General features: G+C 67.3%; 23 protein-coding genes and 1 riboswitch. Of the genes, 12 read left to right on the plus strand and 11 right to left on the minus strand.

Annotated elements, in window-relative coordinates:
- The first annotated feature begins 29 nt into the window (after nucleotides 1-29).
- Nucleotides 30-138, plus strand: a riboswitch (TPP riboswitch).
- A complete protein-coding gene (gene thiC / locus ACFK0J_RS37785) occupies nucleotides 131-1,888 on the plus strand; it encodes a phosphomethylpyrimidine synthase ThiC (protein WP_378734457.1) in 1,758 nt (585 codons plus the stop codon). Its footprint overlaps the riboswitch before it by 8 nt.
- Nucleotides 1,889-1,962: 74 nt before the next feature.
- Here the strand turns inward: thiC and ACFK0J_RS37790 are convergent, their stop codons facing one another.
- Complete coding sequence (locus ACFK0J_RS37790) at nucleotides 1,963-2,829, minus strand: hypothetical protein (protein ID WP_378734458.1); 867 nt, start codon at nucleotides 2,827-2,829, stop codon at nucleotides 1,963-1,965.
- 131 nt (nucleotides 2,830-2,960) lie between these two features.
- Here ACFK0J_RS37790 and ACFK0J_RS37795 point away from each other — a divergent pair, with 131 nt between their 5' ends.
- Complete coding sequence (locus ACFK0J_RS37795; RefSeq protein WP_378734459.1) at nucleotides 2,961-3,779, plus strand: MerR family transcriptional regulator; 819 nt, start codon at nucleotides 2,961-2,963, stop codon at nucleotides 3,777-3,779.
- A 73-nt stretch (nucleotides 3,780-3,852) separates the two neighbouring features.
- Here ACFK0J_RS37795 and ACFK0J_RS37800 read toward each other — a convergent pair whose 3' ends face one another.
- Nucleotides 3,853-4,410, minus strand: a complete 558-nt coding sequence (locus ACFK0J_RS37800; protein ID WP_378734460.1) for a TetR/AcrR family transcriptional regulator — start codon at nucleotides 4,408-4,410, stop codon at nucleotides 3,853-3,855.
- 39 nt (nucleotides 4,411-4,449) lie between these two features.
- Between ACFK0J_RS37800 and ACFK0J_RS37805 the strand changes: the two genes are divergently transcribed.
- Nucleotides 4,450-5,694: a KasA/KasB family beta-ketoacyl-ACP synthase gene (locus tag ACFK0J_RS37805; RefSeq protein ID WP_378734461.1), complete on the plus strand. Its 1,245-nt coding sequence runs from the start codon at nucleotides 4,450-4,452 to the stop codon at nucleotides 5,692-5,694.
- A 125-nt stretch (nucleotides 5,695-5,819) separates the two neighbouring features.
- Here the strand turns inward: ACFK0J_RS37805 and ACFK0J_RS37810 are convergent, their stop codons facing one another.
- Complete coding sequence (locus ACFK0J_RS37810) at nucleotides 5,820-6,467, minus strand: TetR/AcrR family transcriptional regulator (RefSeq protein WP_378734462.1); 648 nt, start codon at nucleotides 6,465-6,467, stop codon at nucleotides 5,820-5,822.
- Nucleotides 6,468-6,552: 85 nt separating this feature from the next.
- Here ACFK0J_RS37810 and ACFK0J_RS37815 point away from each other — a divergent pair, with 85 nt between their 5' ends.
- The gene (locus ACFK0J_RS37815; RefSeq protein WP_378734463.1) at nucleotides 6,553-7,638 is read left to right on the plus strand and encodes an epoxide hydrolase family protein; all 1,086 of its coding nucleotides are present in this window, start codon (nucleotides 6,553-6,555) and stop codon (nucleotides 7,636-7,638) included.
- Between the two features lie 173 nt (nucleotides 7,639-7,811).
- Nucleotides 7,812-8,435, plus strand: a complete 624-nt coding sequence (locus tag ACFK0J_RS37820; RefSeq protein ID WP_378734464.1) for an NAD(P)-dependent oxidoreductase — start codon at nucleotides 7,812-7,814, stop codon at nucleotides 8,433-8,435.
- 32 nt (nucleotides 8,436-8,467) lie between these two features.
- Here the strand turns inward: ACFK0J_RS37820 and ACFK0J_RS37825 are convergent, their stop codons facing one another.
- The gene (locus ACFK0J_RS37825; protein ID WP_378734465.1) at nucleotides 8,468-9,616 is read right to left on the minus strand and encodes a GTP-binding protein; all 1,149 of its coding nucleotides are present in this window, start codon (nucleotides 9,614-9,616) and stop codon (nucleotides 8,468-8,470) included.
- Nucleotides 9,617-9,707: 91 nt separating this feature from the next.
- On the opposite strand from ACFK0J_RS37825, the gene thiD reads away from it, so the two are divergent.
- Nucleotides 9,708-10,553, plus strand: coding sequence for a bifunctional hydroxymethylpyrimidine kinase/phosphomethylpyrimidine kinase (thiD, locus tag ACFK0J_RS37830; protein WP_378734466.1), 846 nt, complete (start codon nucleotides 9,708-9,710; stop codon nucleotides 10,551-10,553).
- A gap of 222 nt (nucleotides 10,554-10,775) precedes the next feature.
- On the opposite strand, the gene ACFK0J_RS37835 is transcribed toward thiD, so the two are convergent.
- Nucleotides 10,776-11,498: a TetR/AcrR family transcriptional regulator gene (locus ACFK0J_RS37835; protein WP_378743301.1), complete on the minus strand. Its 723-nt coding sequence runs from the start codon at nucleotides 11,496-11,498 to the stop codon at nucleotides 10,776-10,778.
- Nucleotides 11,499-11,654: 156 nt separating this feature from the next.
- Between ACFK0J_RS37835 and ACFK0J_RS37840 the strand changes: the two genes are divergently transcribed.
- Nucleotides 11,655-13,229, plus strand: a complete 1,575-nt coding sequence (locus ACFK0J_RS37840) for a flavin-containing monooxygenase (RefSeq protein ID WP_378734467.1) — start codon at nucleotides 11,655-11,657, stop codon at nucleotides 13,227-13,229.
- Between the two features lie 15 nt (nucleotides 13,230-13,244).
- Nucleotides 13,245-14,093 (plus strand): SDR family NAD(P)-dependent oxidoreductase, encoded by an 849-nt coding sequence (locus ACFK0J_RS37845; RefSeq protein WP_378734468.1) that lies wholly within the window; start codon nucleotides 13,245-13,247, stop codon nucleotides 14,091-14,093.
- 10 nt (nucleotides 14,094-14,103) lie between these two features.
- Here the strand turns inward: ACFK0J_RS37845 and ACFK0J_RS37850 are convergent, their stop codons facing one another.
- Nucleotides 14,104-15,108 carry an Lrp/AsnC family transcriptional regulator gene (locus ACFK0J_RS37850; protein WP_378734469.1) on the minus strand — a complete coding sequence of 335 codons (1,005 nt, stop codon included), beginning with the start codon at nucleotides 15,106-15,108 and terminating at the stop codon, nucleotides 14,104-14,106.
- A gap of 138 nt (nucleotides 15,109-15,246) precedes the next feature.
- Between ACFK0J_RS37850 and ACFK0J_RS37855 the strand changes: the two genes are divergently transcribed.
- A complete protein-coding gene (locus tag ACFK0J_RS37855; protein ID WP_378734470.1) occupies nucleotides 15,247-16,767 on the plus strand; it encodes an MFS transporter in 1,521 nt (506 codons plus the stop codon).
- 93 nt (nucleotides 16,768-16,860) lie between these two features.
- Here ACFK0J_RS37855 and ACFK0J_RS37860 read toward each other — a convergent pair whose 3' ends face one another.
- The gene (locus ACFK0J_RS37860) at nucleotides 16,861-16,986 is read right to left on the minus strand and encodes a hypothetical protein (RefSeq protein WP_281427718.1); all 126 of its coding nucleotides are present in this window, start codon (nucleotides 16,984-16,986) and stop codon (nucleotides 16,861-16,863) included.
- 158 nt (nucleotides 16,987-17,144) lie between these two features.
- On the opposite strand from ACFK0J_RS37860, the gene ACFK0J_RS37865 reads away from it, so the two are divergent.
- Nucleotides 17,145-18,479 carry a glycosyltransferase gene (locus ACFK0J_RS37865; protein ID WP_378734471.1) on the plus strand — a complete coding sequence of 445 codons (1,335 nt, stop codon included), beginning with the start codon at nucleotides 17,145-17,147 and terminating at the stop codon, nucleotides 18,477-18,479.
- Nucleotides 18,476-20,470, plus strand: a complete 1,995-nt coding sequence (locus ACFK0J_RS37870) for a glycosyltransferase family 39 protein (protein ID WP_378734472.1) — start codon at nucleotides 18,476-18,478, stop codon at nucleotides 20,468-20,470. The genes ACFK0J_RS37865 and ACFK0J_RS37870 overlap by 4 nt, the downstream gene beginning before the upstream one ends.
- A gap of 56 nt (nucleotides 20,471-20,526) precedes the next feature.
- Here ACFK0J_RS37870 and ACFK0J_RS37875 read toward each other — a convergent pair whose 3' ends face one another.
- Nucleotides 20,527-21,309: an SDR family oxidoreductase gene (locus ACFK0J_RS37875; protein WP_378734473.1), complete on the minus strand. Its 783-nt coding sequence runs from the start codon at nucleotides 21,307-21,309 to the stop codon at nucleotides 20,527-20,529.
- Nucleotides 21,310-21,384: 75 nt separating this feature from the next.
- Nucleotides 21,385-22,278: an aminoglycoside phosphotransferase family protein gene (locus tag ACFK0J_RS37880; protein WP_378734474.1), complete on the minus strand. Its 894-nt coding sequence runs from the start codon at nucleotides 22,276-22,278 to the stop codon at nucleotides 21,385-21,387.
- A 108-nt stretch (nucleotides 22,279-22,386) separates the two neighbouring features.
- On the opposite strand from ACFK0J_RS37880, the gene ACFK0J_RS37885 reads away from it, so the two are divergent.
- Nucleotides 22,387-23,415 (plus strand): hypothetical protein, encoded by a 1,029-nt coding sequence (locus ACFK0J_RS37885; protein WP_378734475.1) that lies wholly within the window; start codon nucleotides 22,387-22,389, stop codon nucleotides 23,413-23,415.
- A 35-nt stretch (nucleotides 23,416-23,450) separates the two neighbouring features.
- On the opposite strand, the gene ACFK0J_RS37890 is transcribed toward ACFK0J_RS37885, so the two are convergent.
- Nucleotides 23,451-24,065 carry a TetR/AcrR family transcriptional regulator gene (locus tag ACFK0J_RS37890; RefSeq protein ID WP_378734476.1) on the minus strand — a complete coding sequence of 205 codons (615 nt, stop codon included), beginning with the start codon at nucleotides 24,063-24,065 and terminating at the stop codon, nucleotides 23,451-23,453.
- Between the two features lie 4 nt (nucleotides 24,066-24,069).
- On the minus strand, nucleotides 24,070-24,852 hold the full coding sequence (locus ACFK0J_RS37895; protein WP_378734477.1) for an enoyl-CoA hydratase family protein: 783 nt from the start codon (nucleotides 24,850-24,852) through the stop codon (nucleotides 24,070-24,072).

Consider the following 24,852-nt stretch of genomic DNA (forward strand, 5'->3'; position numbering starts at 1 on the left):
TAGGGAGGTAGGGTCGGGCTGGAAAATTTCACACCGCCAACGGGGGCTCGCACCAGCGGGCTGAGAGGACGGCTAGGGCCGTCGACCGTATGAACCTGACCGGGTAATGCCGGCGTAGGGAGGAAAGAAAATGGAAACTGTTGCCGCGTCCAATGGTCGCCCCGCAGGCTCCGCTCCGAGGTCCGAAGACGGTTCCGAAGTCATCGACACCGTCACCACCGGACCGATCGAAGGCAGTGTCAAGCACTACACCGAGGTGGACGGCCTGCGCATTCCGGTGCGCCGGGTCAATCTGACGAACGGCGAGCATTTCGACGTCTACGACACCTCCGGCCCGTACACCGACGACACCGCGGACATCGACCTCGAAGCGGGTCTGCCGAAGCTACGCGATACCTGGACCAAGCCCGAGGCTGTGTTCGATGCGGCGTCCGCGGGTCCCTCCGTGGTTACGCAAGCTGCCGCCTCCGGGCCTGCCGCTCCCGCCGGTGGGCCGCCGACCCAGCTCGCCTGGGCGCGACAGGGCATCATCACGCCCGAGATGCGGTTCATCGCCGCTCGCGAAGGTGTGTCGCCGGAAATGGTGCGGGACGAGGTCGCGCTCGGTCGCGCGGTGATCCCCGCCAATCACAAGCATCCGGAACTGGAGCCGACCATCATCGGCAAGAAGTTCCTGGTGAAGATCAACGCGAACATCGGCAACTCGGCCGTCTCGTCCTCCATCGCCGAGGAGGTCGAGAAGATGGTGTGGGCTACCCGCTGGGGCGCGGACACCATCATGGACCTGTCCACCGGCAAGAACATCCACGAAACCCGCGAGTGGATTCTGCGCAACTCGCCCGTCCCGGTCGGCACCGTGCCGATCTATCAGGCACTGGAGAAGGTGAACGGCGATCCGACCAAACTCACCTGGGAGATCTACCGCGACACCGTGATCGAGCAGTGCGAGCAGGGCGTGGACTACATGACCGTGCACGCGGGCGTGCTGCTGCGCTACGTGCCGCTCACCGCCAAGCGGGTCACCGGCATCGTCTCCCGCGGCGGATCCATCATGGCCGCTTGGTGTTTGGCGCATCATCAGGAATCGTTCCTGTACACCAACTTCGCGGAACTGTGCGAGATCCTGGCGAAGTACGACGTGACCTTCTCCCTCGGTGACGGCCTTCGTCCCGGCTCCATCGCCGACGCCAACGACGAGGCGCAGTTCGCCGAGTTGCGCACCCTCGGTGAGCTGACGAAGATCGCGAAATCCCATGGCGTGCAGGTGATGATCGAGGGACCGGGTCACGTGCCGATGCACAAGATCGTGGAGAACGTGCGGCTCGAAGAGGAACTCTGCGAAGAGGCGCCGTTCTACACCCTGGGCCCGCTCGCCACCGACATCGCGCCCGCCTACGACCACATCACCTCGGCCATCGGCGCCGCGATCATCGCGCAGGCGGGCACGGCCATGCTCTGCTACGTCACCCCGAAGGAACACCTCGGCCTGCCCAATCGGGACGACGTCAAGGTCGGCGTGATCACCTACAAGATCGCCGCGCACGCCGCCGACCTGGCCAAGGGGCACCCGCACGCGCAGCAGCGGGACGACGAATTGTCCAAGGCGCGGTTCGAATTCCGCTGGCGCGACCAGTTCGCGCTGTCGCTGGATCCGGACACGGCCCGGGAGTATCACGACGAAACGCTGCCCGCCGAGCCCGCCAAGACCGCGCACTTCTGCTCCATGTGCGGTCCGAAGTTCTGCTCGATGCGCATCTCCGCCGATGTCCGCGAGTACGCCGCGCGCAACCAGCTCACCGACGTCGAGGCGATCGAGGCCGGGATGGCGGCCAAGTCCGCCGAGTTCGTCGACAAAGGCAACGCGGTCTACCTGCCCGTCGTCTCGTAGTTCGGCGACGGGTTCGCTTGTCGGTCAACGCATCCGGTTCCCGCACATCCCCTCGGTGTGCGGGAACCGGCCTTTCAATCCCTGCGCATGATCTCGAGCAGTGACTCGAGGTGGTCGGCGGGTACGACTTCCATCCAGTCGCCGGTGCCGCTGATGGTGGCCGCGATGTCGACGGTCATTCGGTTGCGCCACCAATAGATCGCGCGGCTGACCGGTCTCGACTCGGCTTCGCCCGCGACGAGCAGTTGGGCCAGCAGGCTGGTCCCGGCGAAGACGGTGGGGCCGGTGATCGGGTGGATCAGCAGGTGGGTGTGGCCCGGGATGACCAGCAGCGCGCCCCACGGGCCGACCACCGGGTAGTCGTCCAGCCAGCGCACGTGCGCGGTGACGAAATCCGTTGCGCCGTAGAGCATTTGGATGTCCACGTCGTCCATACCGTCGATATCGGCGGCGGTCAGGTCGAGCCTGCCCGCCGCGCGGGTGTTGTGCTCGGCGATGTCGAACAGGTCGGATTCCGTTGCGCCCCAGGCTTGCGCGTTGCTATAGGTCACCGGAGTCATGATGTCGCCGAAGTCGATGAGCAGTCGCTGCAGCAGGCCCGGCGCGACCAACCGCCGCACATCGTTGATCAGCCCCTTGGTGCGCGCCGAGCACAGCCGGGTCCGCAGCAGCGGTCGCACGGACGCCAGCCGCGCGGTATCGAGATGGTCGGCCACCAGGTCGGCGATCTGCATCTCCAAGCGATCCCCGACCAGCGTCGACCACAGCTGCCGTGGCGCCCGGGCAACCCGGCGCTCCAATCGAGTGAACGGAAGAACGATCCGCCGGGATCCCCGGCCGGTGAGCACGAACTCGCCGTCGGACTCCGCGCACTCGTACCCGTGCCCCAACGCCACCTCGTTGACCAGCAATTTCAACAGGCCTGACGACGACTCGCGCATGATCCCCCGCTCTTCGCCGGTTCCACTACAAACAGTGTATCGAACATACGTTCGAGTTGGGAGCCTCCCGGGTAGTGATCAGGGGCGAGATTGTCGGAGGCTCGCCCGATCCGGCTGACAGACTGGACGGCGTGACCGATCGAGCCATCGATAACGCCGAGGCAGGCGCCGGTCTGACCGTCGGGGCCGTGGCGGCGCTGGTGGGTGTCACGGTCCGGGCGCTGCATCATTGGGATGCGATCGGGCTGGTTCGGCCGTCCGAGCGGACCAACGGTGGCTACCGGCTCTACTCGCCCGCGGACCTGGCCCGCATCCATCGGGTGCTGATCTACCGCGAACTGGACGTCCCGCTCAACGACATCGGCACCTTGCTGGACGCACCGGCCGCCGATGCGACCGCCTCATTACACCGGCAGCGCGACCAACTCCGCGAGCGCGTTGACCAGTTACAACAGCTGGCCGACGCGTTGGATCGGCTGATCGAAGCGAGGGAGTCCGGCCTGCTGTTGTCTGCCGAGGAACAGGTAGCCATCTTCGGTCAGCATTGGCAACCATCCTGGGTCGACGAAGCACGCGAACGGTGGGGTGACACCGCCGAGTGGGCGCAGTATGCCGAACGCGCCGCAGGCAGGACCGCCGAGCATTGGCAACACATCGCCGAGAGCGTCGACGCGCTCAACACGGAACTGGCCGCGGCCCATCGCACCGGAGTGACCCCCGGCAGCGACCAGGCCAACGCATTGGCCGAGCGGCACCGCGCATCGATCAGCGCCTATTTCGACTGCACCCACTCGATGCACGTCTGCCTGGGCCGGATGTACGCCACCGACCCTGGCTTCACCGCCTTCTACGACGCTCTATCCCCCGGCCTCACCACCTGGCTCCGCGAAATCATCGAAGCCAATGCCCGCACCAACGGCATCGCCCCCGAATCAGCCACCTGGACCTAGCCCCCGGGTCGACGATGAGTGGCACATGGCTGCCGCGAATCGCGAGCAGCTCCGAAGGCCGACAAAGCGGATGTCAGGGGAGGGCTTGATCGATCAAGAGGCGAGCGGCGCGGTCGGTGCGGGCGACATCGCCGGTGATCAGACGGTCCTGCAGAATGCCGCGCAGGCCCGAAACCAGCAGTGTCGCTACAAGTTCCGGATCAGTTATGGAGCCGAGGCCGCGTAGGCCCGCAGCAAGGGAGTCGATGAAGGTCGCGATGGCCGTCTTCGCGTAGTCGGCGTACGGACTGTGCGTGGTACACGCCGCGCCGAGCACCTGCAGCATCACCCTGACGCTGGTGCGGCCGTCGCCGGAGGTGTTGGTTGTCCAGAATTCCCACAGGCGGGCCCGCAGCGTTGCGGCATCGGAGACCTCCGCGAACACCGCCGCGACATTCGGGCGCTGCGTGGCCAGCGCCTGAACCAGGAGTTCTTCCTTGGTCGTGAAGTAGTAGATCAGCATGCGTGAGCTGGTGCCGAGCTCGGCGGCGAGCGGACGCAGCGACAGGTCAGCGAGGCCGTGGTCGGCGATGTAGCGCACGACGGCGGCCAGCAGTTCGGCGCGTTTCGCGTGGTCGAGGGGACGGGCCATGAGTTGACTGTAGCGATTGGTACAGGTATCCATGACATCGTGACTGTAACAATCGCTTCAGAAACTCGGGATGCCGTCGTCGTCACCGGCTACGCGGCCACCACCGCCCTGGCCGAGGACATGGATACAACCTGGTCCGAGCTGCTGCTCGGACACAGCGGCATCGGTGTGCTCGATGAGGACTTTGTCACCGAGTACGACCTGCCGGTGCGGATCGGCGGGCAGCTGAAGTCACCGCCCGGCGCGCAGCTGACCCGGGTTGAGCAGCGGCGACTGTCCTATGTCGAACAGCTGGCACTGGTGCTCGGCCGCGCGGTCTGGCGCAAGGCGGGCGCTCCGGAGCTGGACGGCGAGCGGCTCGCCGTCGCCATCGGCACCGGGCTCGGCGGCGGGGACGCGCTGATCAACGCGGTCGACGCGATGCGGTCCGGTGGCTACCGCAAGGTGTCGCCGATGTCGGTGCCGATGGTGATGCCGAACGGACCCGCCGCCACCGTCGGGCTCGAAATCGGCGCCAAGGCGGGCGTTTTCGCGCCGGTGTCGGCGTGCTCGTCCGGCTCCGAGGCGATCGCGCAGGCCTGGCGATTGATCAGCACCGGCGAGGCCGATGTCGTGGTGACCGGCGGCGTCGAAGGCCACATCCACGCGGTGCCCATCGCCAGCTTCGCCATGATGCGAGCGATGAGTACCCGCAACGACGAGCCGCAACGGGCGTCCCGGCCGTTCGATCGGGACCGGGACGGATTCGTCTTCGGCGAGGCGGGCGCGCTGATGGTGCTCGAATCGGAGCGGCACGCACGGGCCCGCGGCGCCGAAATCCACGGCCGAGTGCTCGGCGCGGGCATCACCTCCGACGCTTACCACATCGTGGCCTCGGAACCCGAGGGCGTAGGCGCGGCCCGGGCCATGCGGAAGGCGATACAGACTGCGGGCCTTCACGTTTCGGATATCCAACACATCAACGCACACGCGACCGCCACCTCCATCGGTGATGCGTCGGAGGCCAACGCGATCGCTGCCGTCGCACCGCACGCCTCGGTCTACGCCCCGAAATCCGCACTGGGACACTCGATCGGTGCCGTGGGCGCCCTCGAATCACTCGTCACCATGCTCACGCTGCGCGACCAAATCATCCCGCCCACCTTGAATCTCGACAACCAGGACCCGCAGATCGAGCTCGATATCGTCGCGGGTACAGCACGCGAACAACGCATCGACTACGCCCTGAACAACTCATTCGGCTTCGGCGGACACAATGTCGCGTTGGCATTCGGCCGGGCCTAACACCTGAATGTCAACCGCCGACCCCGGATACGCCACCCCATCCACACCCCGTAGCGATAGCCCGTCGAACGGGACTTCTCGAAGGGCCTACTCGACATTCGGCGCAGCCACGTCCCGCGCGCGAGTCAGGTCCGCCGCTCCCAGCGCCAGGCGAACTCGCCCGGCTGGGGTGGTGGGCCGGGGAGGTCGCCGTCGGCGGTCAGGCCCGCCAGCAACATGGCGAGGACGCGGCGGCGTAGTTGCGCGGTGCGGGTCGGGTCGGGCATCGAGATGGCCGCGCACGATTCCAAGATGAGGCCGAGGTCCTGCGGCGTGACGCCCGGCCGGAGGCGACCGGTGGCGTGGGCGCGGCGCACGATCTCCTCGGTCACCTCGGCCGAGTGCATGACCTCGGGCAGGAACGACTCGTCCGGGGTGAACGTCCCCGCGAGGTGGACCGTCAACGAGTGCACGTCGGCGTCGACGACCCGCTCCAGGAATCCGACCAGACCCTGCCAGCCATCCGAATCCGCCAGCGCCGCATCGGCTTCGGTGTTGTAACGACGCAACCCGTCGTAGCAGAGGGTACGCAGCAGGACTTCTTTGCTCGGGTAGCGGCGATAGAGCGCACTGATGCCCACCCCCGCGCGTTCGGCCACGGCGGCGATCGGGGCATTGGCGTCGGCCAGGAACACGGCGCGAGCGGCCGTCAGGATGAGGCCGTCATTGCGGGCTGCCTGCGCCTTGCGGCCGGGCAACCCCTTCTGAGCTGGGGCAGCGGATGTTTTCGACATGATTTCAGGATAGCACTTGAAACGGAATGATCCGTTCTGCTACAGTTCAATCAGAACGAAGCATTCCGTTTCAAAAGGAGTTCAGATGACCGCCATCACCCCCTTCCGCATCGCCGTCGACCAGGCCGACCTCGACGATCTGCAGGCGCGGCTGGCCCGCACCCGCTGGGCCGACCAGATCCCGGGCTCGGGTGACACCTACGGGGTCAGCGTCGATCGGGTCCGCCACCTGGTGACCTACTGGCGCGACGGGTTCGACTGGCGCAAGGTCGAGCAGGAGCTCAACGAGTACCCGCAGTTCACCACCGAGATCGACGGACAGAACATTCACTTCCTGCACGTGAAGTCGAAGCAGGACAACGCCTTCCCGTTGATCCTGACCCACGGCTGGCCGGGCACCTTCGTCGAATTCCTCGGCGTCGTCGAGCCGCTCACCGCCGCCGGATACGACCTGGTGATCCCCTCGGTGCCGGGTTACGGATTCTCCGGCCCGACAACGGAAGCCGGGTGGAACGACACCCGGATCGCCAAGGCGTGGGCCGAGCTGATGCGGCGGCTCGGGTACGACAAGTACGGCGCGGTCGGCAATGACGGCGGCGCGCAGATCTCCCCCGAGCTCGGCCGCGTGGACCCGGAACACGTTGTTGCCGTTCAGGTTTCGCAGGTGTACTCGTTCCCGTCCGGCGATCCGGCGGAAATGGCCGACCTGACCGAGGACGAGGCGCAGTCCTTGGCGACCCTCGATTGGTTCGTCGAGAACAAGATGGGCTTCAACATCTTGCAGTCGCAGCAGCCGCAGACGTTGGCGCACGCCCTGATGGATTCGCCCGCCGGGCTCGTCGGCTGGAACAGCCAGCTGCTCGGGCCGGACCTCGACGACGACTTCGTGCTGACCAACATCGCGATCCATTGGCTCACCGGCACAGCGGGTTCCGCGATCCGGCACTACTTCGAGAAGGCCAAGGCCGAGAAGCCCGCCGAGCCGATCACCGTCCCGCTGTCACTGTCCGGTTCGAAGGGCGACTTCCACGGCATCCGCCGCTTCGCCGAACGGGACCACAGCAACATCGTCTCGTGGCGGACCCACGACGTGTACACGCACTACCTGCACCACGTCGCGCCCGAGTTGATGTCCGGCGAGATCACCGAGTTCTTCGCCCAGTACCGCTGAGATCGCCACCGCACGGCCCGTACCCGTACCCCGGGTGCGGGCCGTCGCATGTTCGGCGGGCTCGAGACAGTCTCTTATGTCATCGAGACTCACGGCCATGGTTCGTCTCACTCCGCGCTGTTGTACTGGATTCAACAACAGCTCAACAGCTTTCGAACCAGGAGAGAAACACCATGAAACTCGTAGTCTTCGGAGCCACCGGCACGGTCGGTCGTCTGGTCGTCGAGCAGGCCCTCGAAGCGGGCCACGAGGTTACCGCCTTCACCCGCAACGCCTCGGGGATCACCCAGCGGCACGACCGCCTGCGCGTCGTCGAGGGCGATGTGCTCGACACCGGCTCGGTGCAGCGGGCCGTGGCCGACCAGGATGCCGTGCTGGTCGCCCTCGGCGACGGCCGCAAGGGCATCGTCCGCGCCGCGGGTACCCGCGCGATCATCGAGGCGATGAACCGGACCGGGGTGAAGCGGCTGATCTGCCAGAGCACGCTCGGCGTCGGCGACAGCCGCCCCAACCTGAACTTCCTGTGGAAGCACCTGCTGTTCGGGATGCTGCTGCGCCGGGCCTACGCCGACCACGTGGCGCAGGAAGCGTTCGTCCGCGCCAGCGACCTGGACTGGACCATCGTCCGGCCCAGCGCGTTCACCGACGGCCCACGTACCGGCAGCTTCCGCCGCGGCTTCCCCGGTGACGAACGCGGACTCACACTGAAGATCGCCAGGGCCGATATCGCGGACTTCATGCTCGAGCAGCTGACCGACTCGACCTACCTGCACCAGGCCCCGGGCATCTCGCACTGAGGCCGGGGTGCGCGCAGCGGGGACCTACGCGATCAGGCGTGCTCGTGTAGGTCGCCCCAGGCCGGGAACGGGTCAGGGTAGGTGGCCCATTCCGCGGGCCCAGCCGCGAATTCCGCATCGGTGAGCAGGGCGGCATCGAGCAAGGCGCGGACCCGGTCCCGGTCCAGCTCGATGCCGATGAAGACGATCTCCTGCCCCGCAGGCACTTCCAGCGCCGACCACCACGCGGCGGGCTCGAAGACGAGGTTGGGTCCGGCCTGCGACCAGACGGCCGCCAGCATGGCGCGGCTGGCGATCCAGCAGAAACCCTTGCTGCGCAACAACCCTCGTAGTTCGCCGAGCGCCTCGGACAGGCGCAGCGGATGGAACGGACGGTCCGCGGTGTAGGTGAGGCTGCGGATGCCGTACTCCTCGGTCTCCGGCGTGTGCCCGCCCGCCAGTTCGTCCTCCCAGCCCTCGGCCTCGGCGGCGGCAATGGGGTTGTACCGGCCGGTGCCGAGCACGTCGGCCAAGTCGACGACACCATTGGTCGTACGCAGCACATGGGCCCGCGGATTGAGCTTGCGCACCGTCGCTTCCACGGCACCGGCGGCCGCCGCGCCGACCAGGTCGGTCTTGTTCACCAGCAGCACATCGGCGAATTCCACCTGATCGACCAGCAAGTCGGCGATAGTACGCGCATCCCCTTCGCCCGCTTGCAGATTCCGCTCGGCCAATGCCTGGCCGCGGGACACTTCGGCGAGGAACGTGGACGCGTCGACCACCGTCACCATGGTGTCCAGCCGCGCGATATCACCGAGCTTGAATCCGTCCTCGAACTCCCAGTCGAAGGTCGCGGCCACCGGCATCGGCTCGGAGATGCCGGTCGACTCGATGACCAGCTGATCGAACCGGCCCTCCCGCGCGAGTCGGCCCACCGCCTCGATCAGGTCCTCGCGCAGCGTGCAGCAGATGCAGCCGTTGGTCAGCTCGACCAGCTTCTCCTCGGTGCGGTCGAGATGACCCTGCCCCGCGACGAGCGCGGCGTCGATATTGACCTCGCTCATGTCGTTGACGATGACCGCGACCCGGCGGCCCTCCCGGTTGGCGAGGATGTGGTTGAGCAGCGTCGTCTTGCCCGCACCGAGGAAGCCGGACAGCACGGTGACGGGGAGCAGATCGGAGGTCGGTGACATGGTCATCTCTTAATGATAATGGTTTTCATTTACTGTCGACGCCCGGGGTCGCCGGTTGCGCGCCACTGCGCGGGCGAACGGTCGTAGGGTTTGTCCCGTGAAGTTGTTGCCATTGACCCCCGACGGGCAGACCCCGGTCCGGGTGCTGACCATTGCCGGGACCGACTCCGGCGGCGGCGCCGGAATCCAGGCCGATTCGCGCACCATGGCCCTGTGCGGGGTGCACGCCTGCGTGGCGGTCGCGGCGGTGACGGTGCAGAACTCGGTGGGAGTCAGCGACTTCCACGAGATCCCGCCGCACATCGTGGCGGGCCAGGTGCGCGCCGTTGCCACCGATATCGGCATCGGCGCCGTCAAGACCGGCATGCTGGCCTCGACCGCCATCATCGAGGCCGTCGCCGAGGTCTGCCGCGCGGTGGGCATCGGCCGGGACGGGCGGATTCCGCTGGTCGTCGATCCGGTCGCCGCCTCCATGCACGGCGACCCGCTGCTGCACGAGGAAGCGCTGGACGCGGTGCGGCACACCCTGATTCCGCTGGCGACGGTGGTGACGCCGAACCTCGACGAGGTCCGGCTGATCACCGGAATCGACGTCACCGACGACGCGACGGCCCGGCGCGCCGCGATGGAGCTGCACAAACTCGGACCGCAGTGGGCCATCGTCAAGGGCGGGCACCTGCGGTCCTCGGAGTACAGCACCGACCTGCTCTTCGACGGTGCGGAATTCCTGGAGTTCACCGCGCCGCGGATCAGCACCGGCAACGACCACGGCGGCGGCGACACCCTCGCGGCGGCGATCGCGTGCGCCTTGGCGAACGGCTATTCGGTACCGGCGGCGGTGGAATTCGCCAAGGACTGGACCTACCGCTGCCTTGCCGCGTCGTATGACCTGGGCGCGGGCCACGGCCCGGTCTCGCCACTCTGGCGGTTGCACAACGGCTGACGCGGTAATCGGCCGGAAAGCCACCGGGACTCCCGTAGTAACCCAGGTGCCCGACCCGGCATTCAGGGGCTAATTCTTGTCGGTGGGTCCTGAGACAATAAGGATGTCGCAAACGCGGTCGGCCTCGATGAAGCGGCCGAACGAGAACAGCGTCGTTCCAGCGAATGCGACCACCGCCGCCAGCGTCGACCCGGGGCGACGCCGCGGCCGTCCGAACCCGACTTACTCGCCGGAAAAGGCTAGGTGCAGTGGCAGATCAGCATCGATGGTGATGCCGTTGAGCCGGGCATTGGCCTCGGCGAGCGCGGAAATGGTTTCCGCGAGATAGGCGACGAACTTCTCGATCGGCATCGCCGGCGTCTTCAACCGGTTCGCGCCGAGCCACCAATCGGTGGCCGAGGCAACCGCGCCGAAGATCGAATAGATGACGAGTTCGACACCGTCCACTTCGACCGACTCGTCGGCTAGTAGCTCGGCGAACAGGTCGGCGGCCCGCCGCGCCGACTGGCGGGCGGATTGCAGGGCGCGCTCGGAATCGTCGGACTGCTGCGCGAAATGACTGTGCAGCATGAACCGGAAGACGTTCGGGTGCTCCGACACCACCAGCACGTACTCGGCCGCCCCACGGCGCACCAGTTCGCGCGCCGAATCGTTGGTCAGGTCGAAGCTGGCGATGATCTGCTCCCACAGCATGTCGCGGACCCGGTCGACAATGGCGTTGTAGAGGTCGGTCTTGTCCTCGAAATGCCGGTACAGCTTGGGTTTTGCCGCACCGGCCGCCTTGGCGATATCGCCCATGCTGACGTCCGGCCCGAACTTGTCCAGCGCGCGGAACGCCGCGTCGACGAACTCCTCCCGCACCTTCAGCCGGTGCTCACGCCACCGCTCCGTGCGTGCGTCGACGCGCTTGCGCGGTACCTCGTCTACTTTTCGCCCGCTGCGCATCACAATTCCGGATGCTACCCGCTACCAGCGGTACCGATGACGGAGTCGTGGCGTTGACATCGGATGAGGCGTGGGACACACTCGGAAAGTAGACGGAACCGGTGGTAATGCATACTTCCGGGTTTCTATGTGCAGCACAGAGAGCCGGTGGGGACGATGGCGTCCGCGATCCACACCCGTATCCTGATCGTCGGCAGCGGATTCTCCGGCCTCGGCATGGGCATCGCGCTCGATGAGGCGGGCATCGACGACTACCTCATCGTGGAAAAGGCCGAGGAGATCGGCGGGACCTGGCGGGACAACACCTATCCCGGCTGCGCCTGCGACGTGCCGTCCCACCTGTATTCCTATTCCTTTGAGCCACGCACCAATTGGCGGCGTCTCTTCTCGGGGCAGCAGGAGATCTTCGACTATCTGCAGGAAGTCGCCGACAAGTATCGGCTGCGGCCGCACATTCGCTTCCGTCAGCACATGGCGCACGGATATTGGGACGAGGACGAGCGGCGGTGGCACGCGTTCAGCGCCGACGGCCAGGAATATGTCGCGCAATTTCTGGTGTCCGCCGTTGGGGCGCTGCATATTCCGAGCATTCCGCAGTTCCCGGGTAGCGCGGACTTCACCGGCCCGGCCTTCCATTCGGCGCAGTGGGACCACGGGGTCGAACTCGCTGGCAAACGGGTCGCGGTAATCGGTACCGGTGCCAGCGCAATTCAATTCGTGCCGGAGATCGTCGGCCGGGTAGCGGAGTTGACGGTGTACCAGCGCACCCCGCCGTGGGTCCTGCCGCGAGCGGATACGGAGTTCTCGGGCGGGTTTCGGCGCGCGCTGCGAAAAGTTCCCGGGTTGCGCTTCGCATTGCGCAATGGCATCTACTGGGGCCTCGAGGTCGGTGGCTACGCGATGAACTGGCGACCGGGGCTGCTGAAGCTGATCGAGCGGCTCGGCCGGCGGCATATCGAACGACAGATCGCGGATCCGGTACTGCGGGCGAAGGTTACGCCGGACTATCGGGCGGGCTGCAAACGGTTACTCGGCTCCGACACCTACTATCCCGCGCTCGCCGATCCCAAGACCGAGCTGGTGACCGAGCGCATCGACCGAATCACCGCGGCCGGTATCGTCACCGCCGACGGCGTCGAGCGCCCGGCCGATGTACTCATCTACGGCACCGGCTTCCACGTCATCGAGTCGTACAAGAACCTGCCGATCGTCGGCCGCGGCGGTGTCGACCTGTCCGAACGGTGGGACCGGGAAGGGGTGCAGGCGCACCTCGGTATCACGATCGCCGACATGCCGAACGCGTTCTTCCTGGTCGGGCCGAATACCGGCCTCGGACACAACTCGATGATCTTCATGATCGAGGCACAGATCCACTATGTGCTGCAAGCGATTCGGCAGGTCCGCGCGCAGGGCGCGGTCGCGTTGGCGCCGCGGCGGGCCGCCCAGGATCGGTTCAATGCCCGGTTGCAGCGTGGGCTGTCGCGTTCGGTGTGGAACACCGGCGGCTGCCGGAGCTGGTATCTGGACGAGCACGGAAACAACCGCACGCTGTGGTCCGGCTTCACCTGGCAGTACTGGTTGCGGACCAGACGCCTGGATCCCGCGGAGTACGAATTCTTCGGTCCCGCACCGAGTTCGCCGACCAGGCCGATGACCGTACTGGAAGGTCTACCGGCACAAACGTTTCCCACCGCAGACAGCAACGGCCGCTCGGCCCCCGCCAACCCGTAACCCCGAGGACGTTCAATGAAGAACTTCACAGACAAAGTCGCCGTGATCACCGGGGCAGGCTCCGGCATCGGCCGGGCGCTGGCGCTGGAACTGGCCCGGCGTGGCGCCCGACTCGCGCTGTCCGACATCAATACCGAATCGGTCGCCGATACCGCCGGGCGCTGCGAGAAGCTCGGCGCCACCGCCGTTCCGTACGAACTCGACGTGGCGCGCCGGGCGGCGGTGTATGCCCACGCCGCGGACGTGCGCGGCGAATTCGGGCGGGTCGACCTGGTGATCAACAACGCGGGTGTCGCGCTCGGGGCCGATGTCGAAGACATGGAGTGGGACGACTTCGACTGGCTGATGAACATCAACTTCTGGGGCGTCGCGCACGGCACCAAGGCCTTCCTGCCCGACCTCATCGCGTCCGGCGACGGTCACGTCGTCAATGTGTCCTCGGTGTTCGGCCTCGTCGGCGTCCCCTCGCAAAGCGCTTACAACGCCGCGAAATTCGCGGTGCGCGGGTTCACCGAAGCACTGCGGCAGGAGATGCGGATCGCCGGGCATCCGGTCGGTGTCACCTGCGTGCACCCCGGCGGGGTGAAGACGAACATCGCGGTGAACGCGCGCGGCATCCCCGACGATGTCGATATCGAGACGGTGCGCCGCGGCTTCGACGCGCTCACCCTCACCAGTCCCGATTCGGCCGCCAAAACCATCCTGCGCGGCGTGCGGAAGAACAAAGCCAGGGTCCTGATCGGTGCCGACGCGAGGGCCATCGACTTGATCCCGCGCCTGCTCGGCCCGGCCTACGAGGACATGGGCGTGCCGCTGTATCGGGCGGGCCGGAACACCGCGGCCCGATTCGGGATCGCGCTGTAGTTCGAGCGATTCACCGTCGGCGGGACGTGCGCGCGCGGCGCGGCGACGGGGTGGGGTGGCTGAGTCGCCCGCCGACGGTACGGGTGCCCGCCTGCTTGAGGCGCTCGAGCACGGGTGTGAGTTCGAAGCTGTGCACACCGTCGAGGGCGGCCATCTCGGTGGTCACGTAGTGGTACAGGTCATCGGCGGTGCCCGCGGTCAGCACGGCGAAAAGGTTGAACGGCCCGGTAACCGCTGCGGCGTAGGTGGTTTCGTCGTGTTCGGCGATGGCACTGCCCACCGCCGCCAACTGCGCCGGGGCGACGCGCAGCCAAAGGAACGCCGAAAGGCTCGAACCCCATGCGGCAGGGGCGATGTCGAGATCGAAGTACAGGATGCCCGCCGCTTGCAAGGCCGAGATCCGGCGCGCCACGCGGCCGATGCTCATCCCGGTGGCCCGTGCCAATACCGAGTAACTGGCGCGACCGTCCCGGGCCAGCAGCTCGAGCAGGGCGTCGTCCTCATCCCGCAGCTGTAGATCCGACTCGGCGTGAACCGTTGCTGTCGCGCCCTTTTCCCGGCCGATGAATTGCCTGCCCCGCCAGTCGGTGACATCGGGTCCGACGAAGCGATGCAGGACCATGGCCGCCGCGATGTCGTGCACCGGTGCGGTGCGTTGCAACCGCTGCACCAGTAGGTCGTCGCGGTCCTGCTGAGTGCGCGGGTGCAGGGAGAACATCACCTCGGCACCCGCCGCCGCGATGCTGACCCACGCGGCGTCGTCGCGCCGGGCCAGCGCCTCGGCCACCTGCATCGCGCCGTCCGGGCGGCAGCGCACCCGAATGATCCAGTCGTTCTCGCCGACCGCGCGGGGATCGACCGCGCCGATCACCCGGACCACCCCGTCGCGGCGTAACCGCCGGTAGCGGCGGGCGACGGTCTGCTCGGCGACACCCAGTTCGGCGGCGACTCGCGCGAACGAGACGCGCGGGTCGAGTTGCAGCGCCTGCACGATCTGCGTATCGACTGCATCCAATATGGAATTTTTGCTCATCGCAGCCCCGGCCATAGAGAGGAAATCTACGCCGGATCCGCCGTCACGCGACCGGCCTCGTCGTTTCTTCGGATACTCGACGCCGTCTCAAACGACCGATTTCGAGAGAGGACAACGGCTTTGCGGAAATGGCTGCCGCTGCTGACGGTGTGTCTCGGCACCTTCATGCTGCTGATCGACGTCACCATCGTGAACGTCGCACTACCGGATATGCGCAACGACTTGGACGCGTCGTTCAGCTCACTGCAATGGGTCGTCGACGGTTACGCCCTCGCGATGGCGGCGCTCATGCTCGGCGCGGGCTCGATCGCCGACCTGGCGGGGCATCGCCGCACCTACCTGGCCGGGCTGGTCTTGTTCGCGATTTCCTCGCTGGTCTGCGGGTTCGCGCCGAATCCCACCGTCCTGATCATCGCGCGCGTGGCACAGGGCGTCGGCGCGGCCACCATGTCGTGCACCACCTTCGCCCTGTTGAACAACAGCTATGACGGGCGCGACCGCGGCGCGGCGTACGGGGTGTGGGGCGCTGTCGCGGGTGCGTCCAGTGCCGTCGGGCCGATCATCGGCGGCGTGCTCACCGACCTCATGTCGTGGCGGTGGATCTTCTTTGTCAACCTGCCGATCGGTGCCATTGGCATCGCATTGTGCCTTGCGGTGCTCGCGGAAGGCGAGCGACCACACCGCGGCCGGATCGATCTGGGCGGCATGACTACCTTCGCCGTTGCCGCGGCGGCAGTGACCTACGCGCTGATCCGGGCCAACGAACACGGGTGGTCGAACCCGCTCACCTGGTGGTTGTTGCTGGTCGCGGCCGTCGCGTCGGTCGCGTTCTTTCTGGTCGAACGCTTTTCCGAACAGCCGATGCTCGACCTCGCGCTGTTGCGTGACCGGTTCTTCGTCGGCGTGCTCGTCGCGGCCGTCGCCCTGTTCTTCGCAGCCTTCTGCGCGCTGATGTACAGCCAGATCTGGATGCAGTCGGTGCTCGGCCTGAGCGCCATCCAGGCCGGCGCCGTGGGACTCCCGTTGTCCGTCATGGCTTTTCTGGTCTCCGGCGGCATCGGCAGATATCTGCACGGTGAGCATCGTGGCCGGATCATCGGCGGCGGTCTCTTCGCGGTCGGGGTCGGCGGGATACTGGGCGCGGTGCTGGTGCACGACGAAGCCGGTTGGGTGGCACTGGTTCCCGGGTTCCTGGCGATCGGGCTCGGCGTCGGCCTCGCCACCGCGACACTGAGTTCGGCTGCGATGGCGGCGGTTCCGTGGCAGCGGGCCGGAATGGCAACGGGAGCGGTGAATACCGCTCAGCAGCTGAGCTTTGCCCTCGGGATCGCCACGCTGGGCAGCGTATTCACCGCGCGGGCGCGGGACGTGCTCGCCGAGCATGCGGTGCCGGACGCGGAGGTCACGGCGCGTGCCGTTGGGGCCGGTCAGGCGGCGGTGATCGGGCAGCAGGTGCCGGCCGAGGCACGGGCCGCGCTCGATGCGGCGGTGCGTACCGCGGCGGCGGCGGGCGTGCAGGCCACCCTCGCGGTCAGTGGCGTCATCGGGCTGCTCGGCAGTGCACTGGTACTGGTGCTGATGCGGCGTCGGGACAAGCCGGTGGTGCGGCTGGTCGAGGAGGCGGAAGAGGTACACGCCTGATCGACCGGTGTTCCGGGCGGCCCGGGTGACCTGCCAGGGCGGCTGGACATATCCGCTGAGCGAGGGGCCGAGCGCCTCGCTCAGCGGCGGCAGTCAGCGCTTCTTCGGATCGAGGATGCTTTGCTCGGGGGCGGACTTGGTCTTCTTGTCCGCTCGCTTCTCCTTCAGAGACTTCCCGGATTTCTTCGACATCGAGCTGCGCGGAGACTTGTCGGACAAACGTGGTCCTTTGCTCGGAGGACCTGAACGGTCCCGATACTGGAAACCGTACGCTACGGGCGCCGACCCCGGGACCGATCCGCGCCGGTCTCGAGCCCCCAGGAACCTCACAGCTGAGGCCCAGCCCCGTGGCAGCGTGGCCGTCGAGGGTGGTCTGTATGACCGAGACTGTGACCGTCGCGGCGGCGGAATTAGCCGAGACACCGGGTGTGCCCGTGCTGGACGTGGTGATACCCGTCTACAACGAAGAGAACGACCTCGGCATCTGTGTGCGCAGGTTGCACGCCTACTTGCGGGAGGGATTCCCCTTCCCCGCGCGGATCACCGTCGCCGACAATGCCAGCACCGATGCCACGTTGCAGGTGGCCCAGGTGCTCGCGGCGGAGCTCGACGGCGTGCGGGTGGTGCACCTGGACGCCAAGGGGCGCGGCCGGGCGCTGCGCGCGGTGTGGGAGCACTCCGACGCACCGGTGGTCGCCTACATGGACGTGGACCTGTCCACCGATCTGAACGCGCTGCTGCCGCTGGTGGCGCCGCTGATCACCGGGCATTCGGACCTGGCGATCGGAACCCGGCTCAGCGCGTCCTCGCGCGTGGTGCGCGGACCCAAGCGGGAGATCATTTCCCGCTGCTACAACCTATTGCTCAAAGCCTCACTACAGGCGCATTTTTCGGACGCGCAATGTGGCTTCAAGGCCATCCGCACCGAGGTGGCGCGGCAATTGCTGCCGCTGGTGCGCGACGGCGAGTGGTTCTTCGACACCGAGTTGCTCGTGCTCGCCGAGCGGGCCGGGCTGCGCATTCACGAGGTGCCGGTGGACTGGATCGACGATCCGGACAGCCGCGTCGACATCGTCGACACCGCGCGCAAGGATCTGCTCGGCATCGGGCGACTGACCCGCGCGCTGGCCACCGGGACACTGCCGTTGGAAGAACTGCGCCGAGCGGTGGGGCGCGAACCATTGGTGCCGGGGGTGCCGCTCGGGATGGTCGGCCAGTTGGTGCGGTTCGCGATTGTCGGCGTGTTGAGCACGCTCGCCTATCTGCTGCTTTATGTTGTGCTGCAATCGTTTACCGGAGCGCAGGTGGCGAACTTCCTGGCGCTGCTGATCACCGCCGTCGCCAATACGGCGGCCAACCGGGCCTTCACCTTCGGTGTACGCGGCTCGACGGGTGCGGTGTCGCATCAGTTCCAAGGGCTGCTGATCTTCGGCATCGGGCTGGCGTTGACCAGTGGATCGCTGTTCACGCTGCACCACTGGGCGCCGAACGCACCGGTGCATCTGGAGTTGTTCGTGCTGGTGCTCGCCAACCTGCTCGCCACCATCCTGCGTTTCGTCGGGTTGCGGTGGGTGTTCCGCAACACGCCGAGCCCAGCTCGGCGGACGGCACCCGAGCACAGCGATTCGAGCACCGCCGGGCCCGTGGACTCAGCGGCACCGGCAAGTCCGGTGGCACTCGACGCGCTGCGCAACGAGGGGGATCCGCGATGACCGCGACGCTCGCTCCGCCGACCGAAGCATTGCCGCAGCCGACGCCCGAACCCGAGATGCGTTGGGAATACCCGGCGTTGGCGGCACTGCTGGTCGGCACCGGGATCGCGTACCTGTGCAATCTGAGTTCGAACGGGTGGGCCAACTCCTTCTATTCCGCTGCGGTACAGGCGGGTTCGGTGTCCTGGAAGGCCTTCTTCTTCGGATCCTCGGATGCGGCGAACTCGATCACCGTGGACAAGCCGCCCGCCGCGCTGTGGTTGATGGAGTTGTCGGTGCGGGTGTTCGGGCTCAACAGCTGGAGCATGCTGGTGCCCGAGGTACTGCTCGGAGTGGCGAGTGTGGCGCTGGTGTGGGCTACGGTGCGCAGGCCGTTCGGGCCCGCCGCCGGACTGCTCGCCGGGCTGGTGCTCGCGGTGACTCCCGTTGCGGCGCTGATGTTTCGGTTCAACAACCCGGATGCGTTACTGGTGTTCCTGATGGTCGCCGCGGCATGGGCGATGACGCGGGCGGTCGAGGACGGCCGATGGCGCTGGCTGGTGCTGACCGGTGTGTTCATCGGATTCGGCTTCCTCACCAAGCAGCTACAGGTACTCCTGGTTGTTCCCCCGCTGGCGCTGGCGTATTTGCTCGCCGGTCCGCCCGCGCTCGGCAAACGCATCCTTCAATTGTTCGCCGCCGGAGCCGCCATGATCGCGGCGGCGGGCTGGTGGCTGTTGGCCGTGGAACTGTGGCCCGCCTCGTCGCGGCCGTGGATCGGTGGGTCGCACGAGAATTCGATCCTCGAGCTCACGCTCGGCTACAACGGGCTCGGACGCCTCAGCGGTAACGAGCGAGGCAGTGTCGGACCCGGTGGTGGGGATCTACCACCCGGCGGGAACGGCATGTGGGGCAGCACCGGCATCACCCGCATGTTCGAACCGGCACAGGGCGGACAGATCGCCTGGTTGATCCCTGCCGCGCTGGTGGCACTGATGGCCGGAATCCTGTTGCGCGGCAAGGCTGCCCGCACCGACCGCCAGCGTGCTTCGTTGATTCTCTGGGGCGGTTGGCTGTTGGTGACCGGATCGACCTTCAGCTTCATGGCCGGAATCTTCCACCAGTACTACACGGTGGCACTGGCCCCGGCTGTCGCCGCACTGGTCGGCGCTGGCGCGGTGCTGTTGTGGCGGGAGCGGCAGCGACTCTGGGTCCGGTCGATGCTCGCGCTCGCCGTCGGTCTCACCACCGCGACGGCGTGGCTGCTGTTGTCCCGCAGCGTGCATTGGGTGCCGTGGCTGCGGTGGACCATCCTCGTTGTCGGCGTACTCGCGACGGTGGCCGTGCTCATCCCCACTGCGAGGAAACTGACCATTGTCTCCGCGCTGGCCGTCGCGTTCACCGGCCTGGCCGGACCGACCGCCTACGCCATCGACACCATCGCGACCCCGCATGTGGGCGCGATCCCGTCGGCGGGGCCCAATGTCGGCGGATTCGGCATGTTCGGTCGTCCACCATGGGCCGAGGAAATGAACGGGATGCCGGATGGCCCGGGCGACGGTCGACCCGGAAACGGCCCGCGGGGTGCGGTGCCGGGGATGGTTACCCGCGGACATGGCTCGGAAATGATGGTCGCCGGTGGCCTACTCGGCGCGAGCAAACCCAGTGACAAAGTCGTCGCACTACTGGAACAGAACAGCGGCACCTACACCTGGGCCGCGGCGGCGGTCGGCTCCAACAGCGCCGCAGGCTTCCAACTGGCCACCGAACTGCCCGTCATGCCCATCGGCGGCTTCAACGGCAGCGACCCCTCGCCGACCCTCGCACAGTTCAAAGAGTATGTGGCGCAAGGGAAGATCCACTACTTCATCGGCGGTGAAGGGGGCGGCCGCGGCGGTCCCGGGTCTTCCGGCAAGTCCACCAGCTCCGAAATCGCCCAGTGGGTGAAGGAGAACTTCACCGCCACCGAGGTGGACGGCGTCACCCTCTACGACCTGACCACCGCCAACTGACACCCGCGATCCGCATCGCTTCGTGATTCGAAGCGATGCGGATTTCGGCACTCGGACTACTTGGCGAGCGGGTAGGTGGCTTCGAGCCAGTCCGCATAGCTGGGGCCCGCGAGGGTGGCGTGCGAGCTCGCGAGAAGGGTGCCGTTCTCGAAGATTTCACGGTCCGGGTTCTCCGGGTCGCTGACCTCGACGATGCGGGCAGGCGCGCCGAGGCGGGCGGCGAGGAGGGTTGCCGCGCCTGCCATGGTTTCCGGCCGCGGTCCCGCGATTTCCGGGAAAGGGCCGTCGGTGGCTGCCGGAGCAGGGTTGACCGCCAGGTCGACCAGGGCCTCGGCGACCGTGCGGGCGGCGACGAGTTGAGTGCGCATCTCGGCGAGGTAGGCCACGTCGCCCTGGGTGCCCCACTGGGTCATCACCTCGACCAGTTCATGGAATTGGGCGGCGCGCAGGATCTGCACCGGGAGCGGGCCTGCCAGCAGGGCGCGCTCGTGCGCGAGTTTCGCGGCGTTGTAGCCCGCGGTGGAGTTGTCGATGCCGATGATCGACACCACCACCAGGCGCTCGACACCTGCCTTATGTCCGGCCTCGTGCAGATTCCGGGCGGCGGCGGTGAAGAATTCGGTCGCTATGTCCTTGTCGGCGGACGGGGTGCTCGACGCGTCGATGACGACCCGCACGCCGTCGAGCGCCTCCACCAGACCGGCGCCGGTCTCGATGTCCACACCGTTCTTCCGCGAGAACGCCACCACCTCGTGGCCCTGCTCGGTCAGCACATCCACCACGTGCTTGCCCAGCCGTCCGGTCGCCCCGGCCACCGCGATCTTCTCGGTCGTGGTCATGATTGCTGCTCCTCAGTGTTGGTGCGGTGTTCCGCGGTCACCGAGAGGACGACACAGCGGACCCGAGTGTGACAATCACGCTGATCGACCGAGCATCCCCGACAGCCGCTCCTGCGCGATGGTCCGTACCGCAGGGCTGAGATCTGTTTTCTCGGCGAGCAGTTCGAGCGTGCGGAGGAGCTGGAGGGCTTCGATGCGCTGTGCCAGATCGGGTTCGTCGGGGTCGAAGCCCGCACCTTCGAGGAACTCGGGCCAGGCCGGAGCGAGGGCATCTGATCCGGCGGCACCGACCGACCAGGACCACCAGGCGGGGTCGAACAGCGGATCGGCCAGGCAGACGGATTCGAAATCGAGCAGCCCGGTGATGGTTTCACCATCGTGCAGGATGTTCACCGGAGTGAAGTCGCCGTGCGCGAGGACAACGGGGCGATAGGCGAACAGCGTGGGCAGGGATCGCAGCGTTCGGTCCAGGGTGGCGCGTTGCGCGACGGAGAGCTCCACTCGTGCGGCCCAGGCGGTCGCGCTTTCTACCAGGCGGGTTGGGGTCGCCCAGAGGTCGTCGAGTTGCAGACCCGCGGTCGGCAGGCGGCGGAACGCGGCGAGCAGGGTGCCCATCTCCCGGGCGATGGCGGGGAATCGTGGGCTGGCCAGGCCGATTTCGTCGCTGGCGGGGATGGGGACGCCGGGCAGGGCGTCGAAGACGATCCAGGCGGGGTCGGCGTCGAGGTCGAATCGCCGGATCCGCGGAATGGTGATGCCGCGTTTGGCGGCCGGTTCCAGCAGGGTGTGCATGATCCGGAGGCGGCGTTCGGCGTCGTCGGGGTTGCGGTAGCGCTGCAGGACCATCCGGTCGCCGTCGGCGAGGGTGAGCAGGTCGGTACGGTTCTGGAAACCCCATTCGGCGGGCGCGATACCGGCAATCGGCTGGCCGAGGGTCTGCTCGAGCCCGCCGTACTCCGCACTGTCCATACGGCAGACCCTAAGGCAAGCGCGGCCTCCCGCGCGCCGATCACCGGCGAGGCGCGGTCCCCAGCAATTGGGGTCGACAAGACCAGGGGCGATCAATACCGTGCTTTCATGAGTTTGGGCGATGACCGATTCCGTGCTGCCGGCGCGGCTTTCGAAGTTGCGGTGCGCAAGAGCGACCCCGCGGAAACGCAGCGGGCGCACGCGGAGCTGATCGAATCGCTCGACGGGGCGAGCCCGGAAGTGCTCGCGCAGGGCTGTCGGCGACTGGCCGACCTCCTCGACGAGGTGCCGCCGGGAGTACGGGCGAATATCGCCAACGTGATCGGCGCGTACGTGGCGACCAGCGCGGACGCGGTGGCGTGCGCACCGCGGATCCTCGCGAACCTCGCCAAAACCCTCGACCACGCCCGGGAGTTCGCCGAGCAGTGGAAGGCCGGCACCGACGACGATCTGCCCGATCCGGAGACGACGGACGTGGATGAGGCCATGCTCGATCAGTTCGGCCTGCGGCCCCTCATGGCCTGGTGGACGCTGGCCAACTGGATTTCGCCCGCGCTGGCCGTGCTCCAGCACCGCGAGGTGCGAAAGCTGTTCGGCCGCAAGGGCTGCGAGATGTTGTCCGAGCGGCACAACGCGCTGGCCGAAGTCTCCGGCAGATGGCATAAGGAACTCGCCTACATGCTGCTCATCTTGGACGACGAGCCCCTCGTCGCCCTGCATCGAGAGACCGGCACCGGCTATCAGCTGCGAATGTCCGGGATCGGGGACAACTTTCAGCTGCACACCCTGCTCGCCGACGCGTTGATCGGCGGGCAGCACCTGCCCGGCGAGCCGCCCTCCGCCGAGGCGGTGGCGATGTGCCGAGACGTCGAGGGTCAGGTACTCACCGTCGGGTCATTCAATCTTGTTGCCCCCGACGGGACTTGGATCTGGAACGAGGGCACGCCGGCCGATATTCCGGTCGTCGAGGGCACTCGGCTGCTGGTCCTCGATCCGCCGCCGTACCAACGTAATTGGCCCGCCGGGCGGTACTTCCCCTTCGTACCAGCCGATTTGGTGCTGGAACGGGTGTTGACCGCGGAGGAGACCGCGGCCTGGTTCACCCATGTCGCACCGGCCGACACAGCCGAGGCCTGATCGCGCCGGGCAGATCTGATCGCGCCGGGCAGACCTCAGCGCGGCGCGTTCAACGCGGCGTGCAGCGTCGCCGCCCACTGCTGGACGATCTCCTTGCGCCGCGCCGAGTCGTCGGTGAGCACGTCGGCCAGGCCGAGCCCACGCGCCAGGTCGAGGGTGGCCTGCACCAGGTGGTGGGTGACCGGATCGGAGTCGTCGACGCCGAGCGCCTCCACCGCCCGCCGATGCGAGATCCGGCCGAATTTGGCTTCCAGCGGGACGATGCGTTCCCGCAGCGCCGGATCGGCGGCCGCGTGCGTCCACACCTGTAACGCCGCTTTGAACAGCGGACTGGTGTAGGACTCGACCAAGCCGGCCACCACGGCCTCGGTGCGCCCGACCCCGTCGGCCAAGGCCGCGACCGCGATGGCCTCGTCCTTGGCCTGCTGGGTCCGGCTGTCGAACATGTACTCGAGCGCGGCGGTGATCAGGTCTTCCCGGGTCGGGAAGTGATGCTGCGCCGCGCCTCTGGACACCCCGGCCCGTTCGGCGACGACCGCGACCGTGGCGGCCGCCCAGCCGGTTTCGGCCAGGCAGTCGATGGTCGCCTCCAGCAGGCGCTGCCGGGTGGCTCGGCTGCGATCCTGCTTGGGTTCGTGGGGTGTGGCCATGGGGCTATTCTGCCCAGCTCGCCGGACGCCGCTGCAGGAAGGCCAGCATGCCCTCGTGCACCTCGGCGGTACCGAAGAAGCTCGCCGACCGCGCGGCCAGCTCGTCGGCCGAGGCGTCGAACTCGGCGAGCATGGCCGCGTTGACCAGTCGCTTGCTCTCGGCCAGGCCCTGCGGGGAACCCTTGCGCAGCTCCCCACGCAGCCGTGCCACCTCCGCCACCGGGTCGGCGGCGCTGGTGGTGATCAGCCCGATCCGCTCGGCGACGTCGGCGCCGAACTTCTCGCCGGTCAGGTAGTACCTGCTCGCCGCGCGCGAGGTGAGCCGCGGCAGCAGGGTCAGCGAAATCATGAACGGAGCCAGCCCGATGCGCACCTCGGTGAGCGCGAAGCTGCTCGCCGGGCCCGCCACCGCGATATCGCAGGCCGCGACGATGCCCATGCCACCCGCCCGCACATTGCCGTCGATCTGCGCGATCACCGGCTTGGGCGTGGCGATGAGCCGACGCAGCACGCCGATCATGACGCGGGTGCGTTCGTCGGCGGCCACCGCGGGGTCGGCGTTGCTGGCCTCGCTGAGATCGGCGCCCGCGCAGAAGGTGTTGCCGGTATGTGCGAGCACGATGCCGCGCACCTTGTCGTCGGCGGCCGCGTCGTCGAGTCCCTGAAGGAGCTCGGCGACGAGTTTGGCCGACAACGCATTGCGGTTGTGCGGTGAATCGAGGGTGAGCGTCGCGAAGCCGTCCGCGACGTCGTAGCGGACGTAGGGCGCGGTGGATGTCTCGGTCAT

This window comes from Nocardia brasiliensis (assembly GCF_042691675.1).
In the GTDB taxonomy this organism is placed as follows: domain Bacteria; phylum Actinomycetota; class Actinomycetes; order Mycobacteriales; family Mycobacteriaceae; genus Nocardia; species Nocardia brasiliensis_D.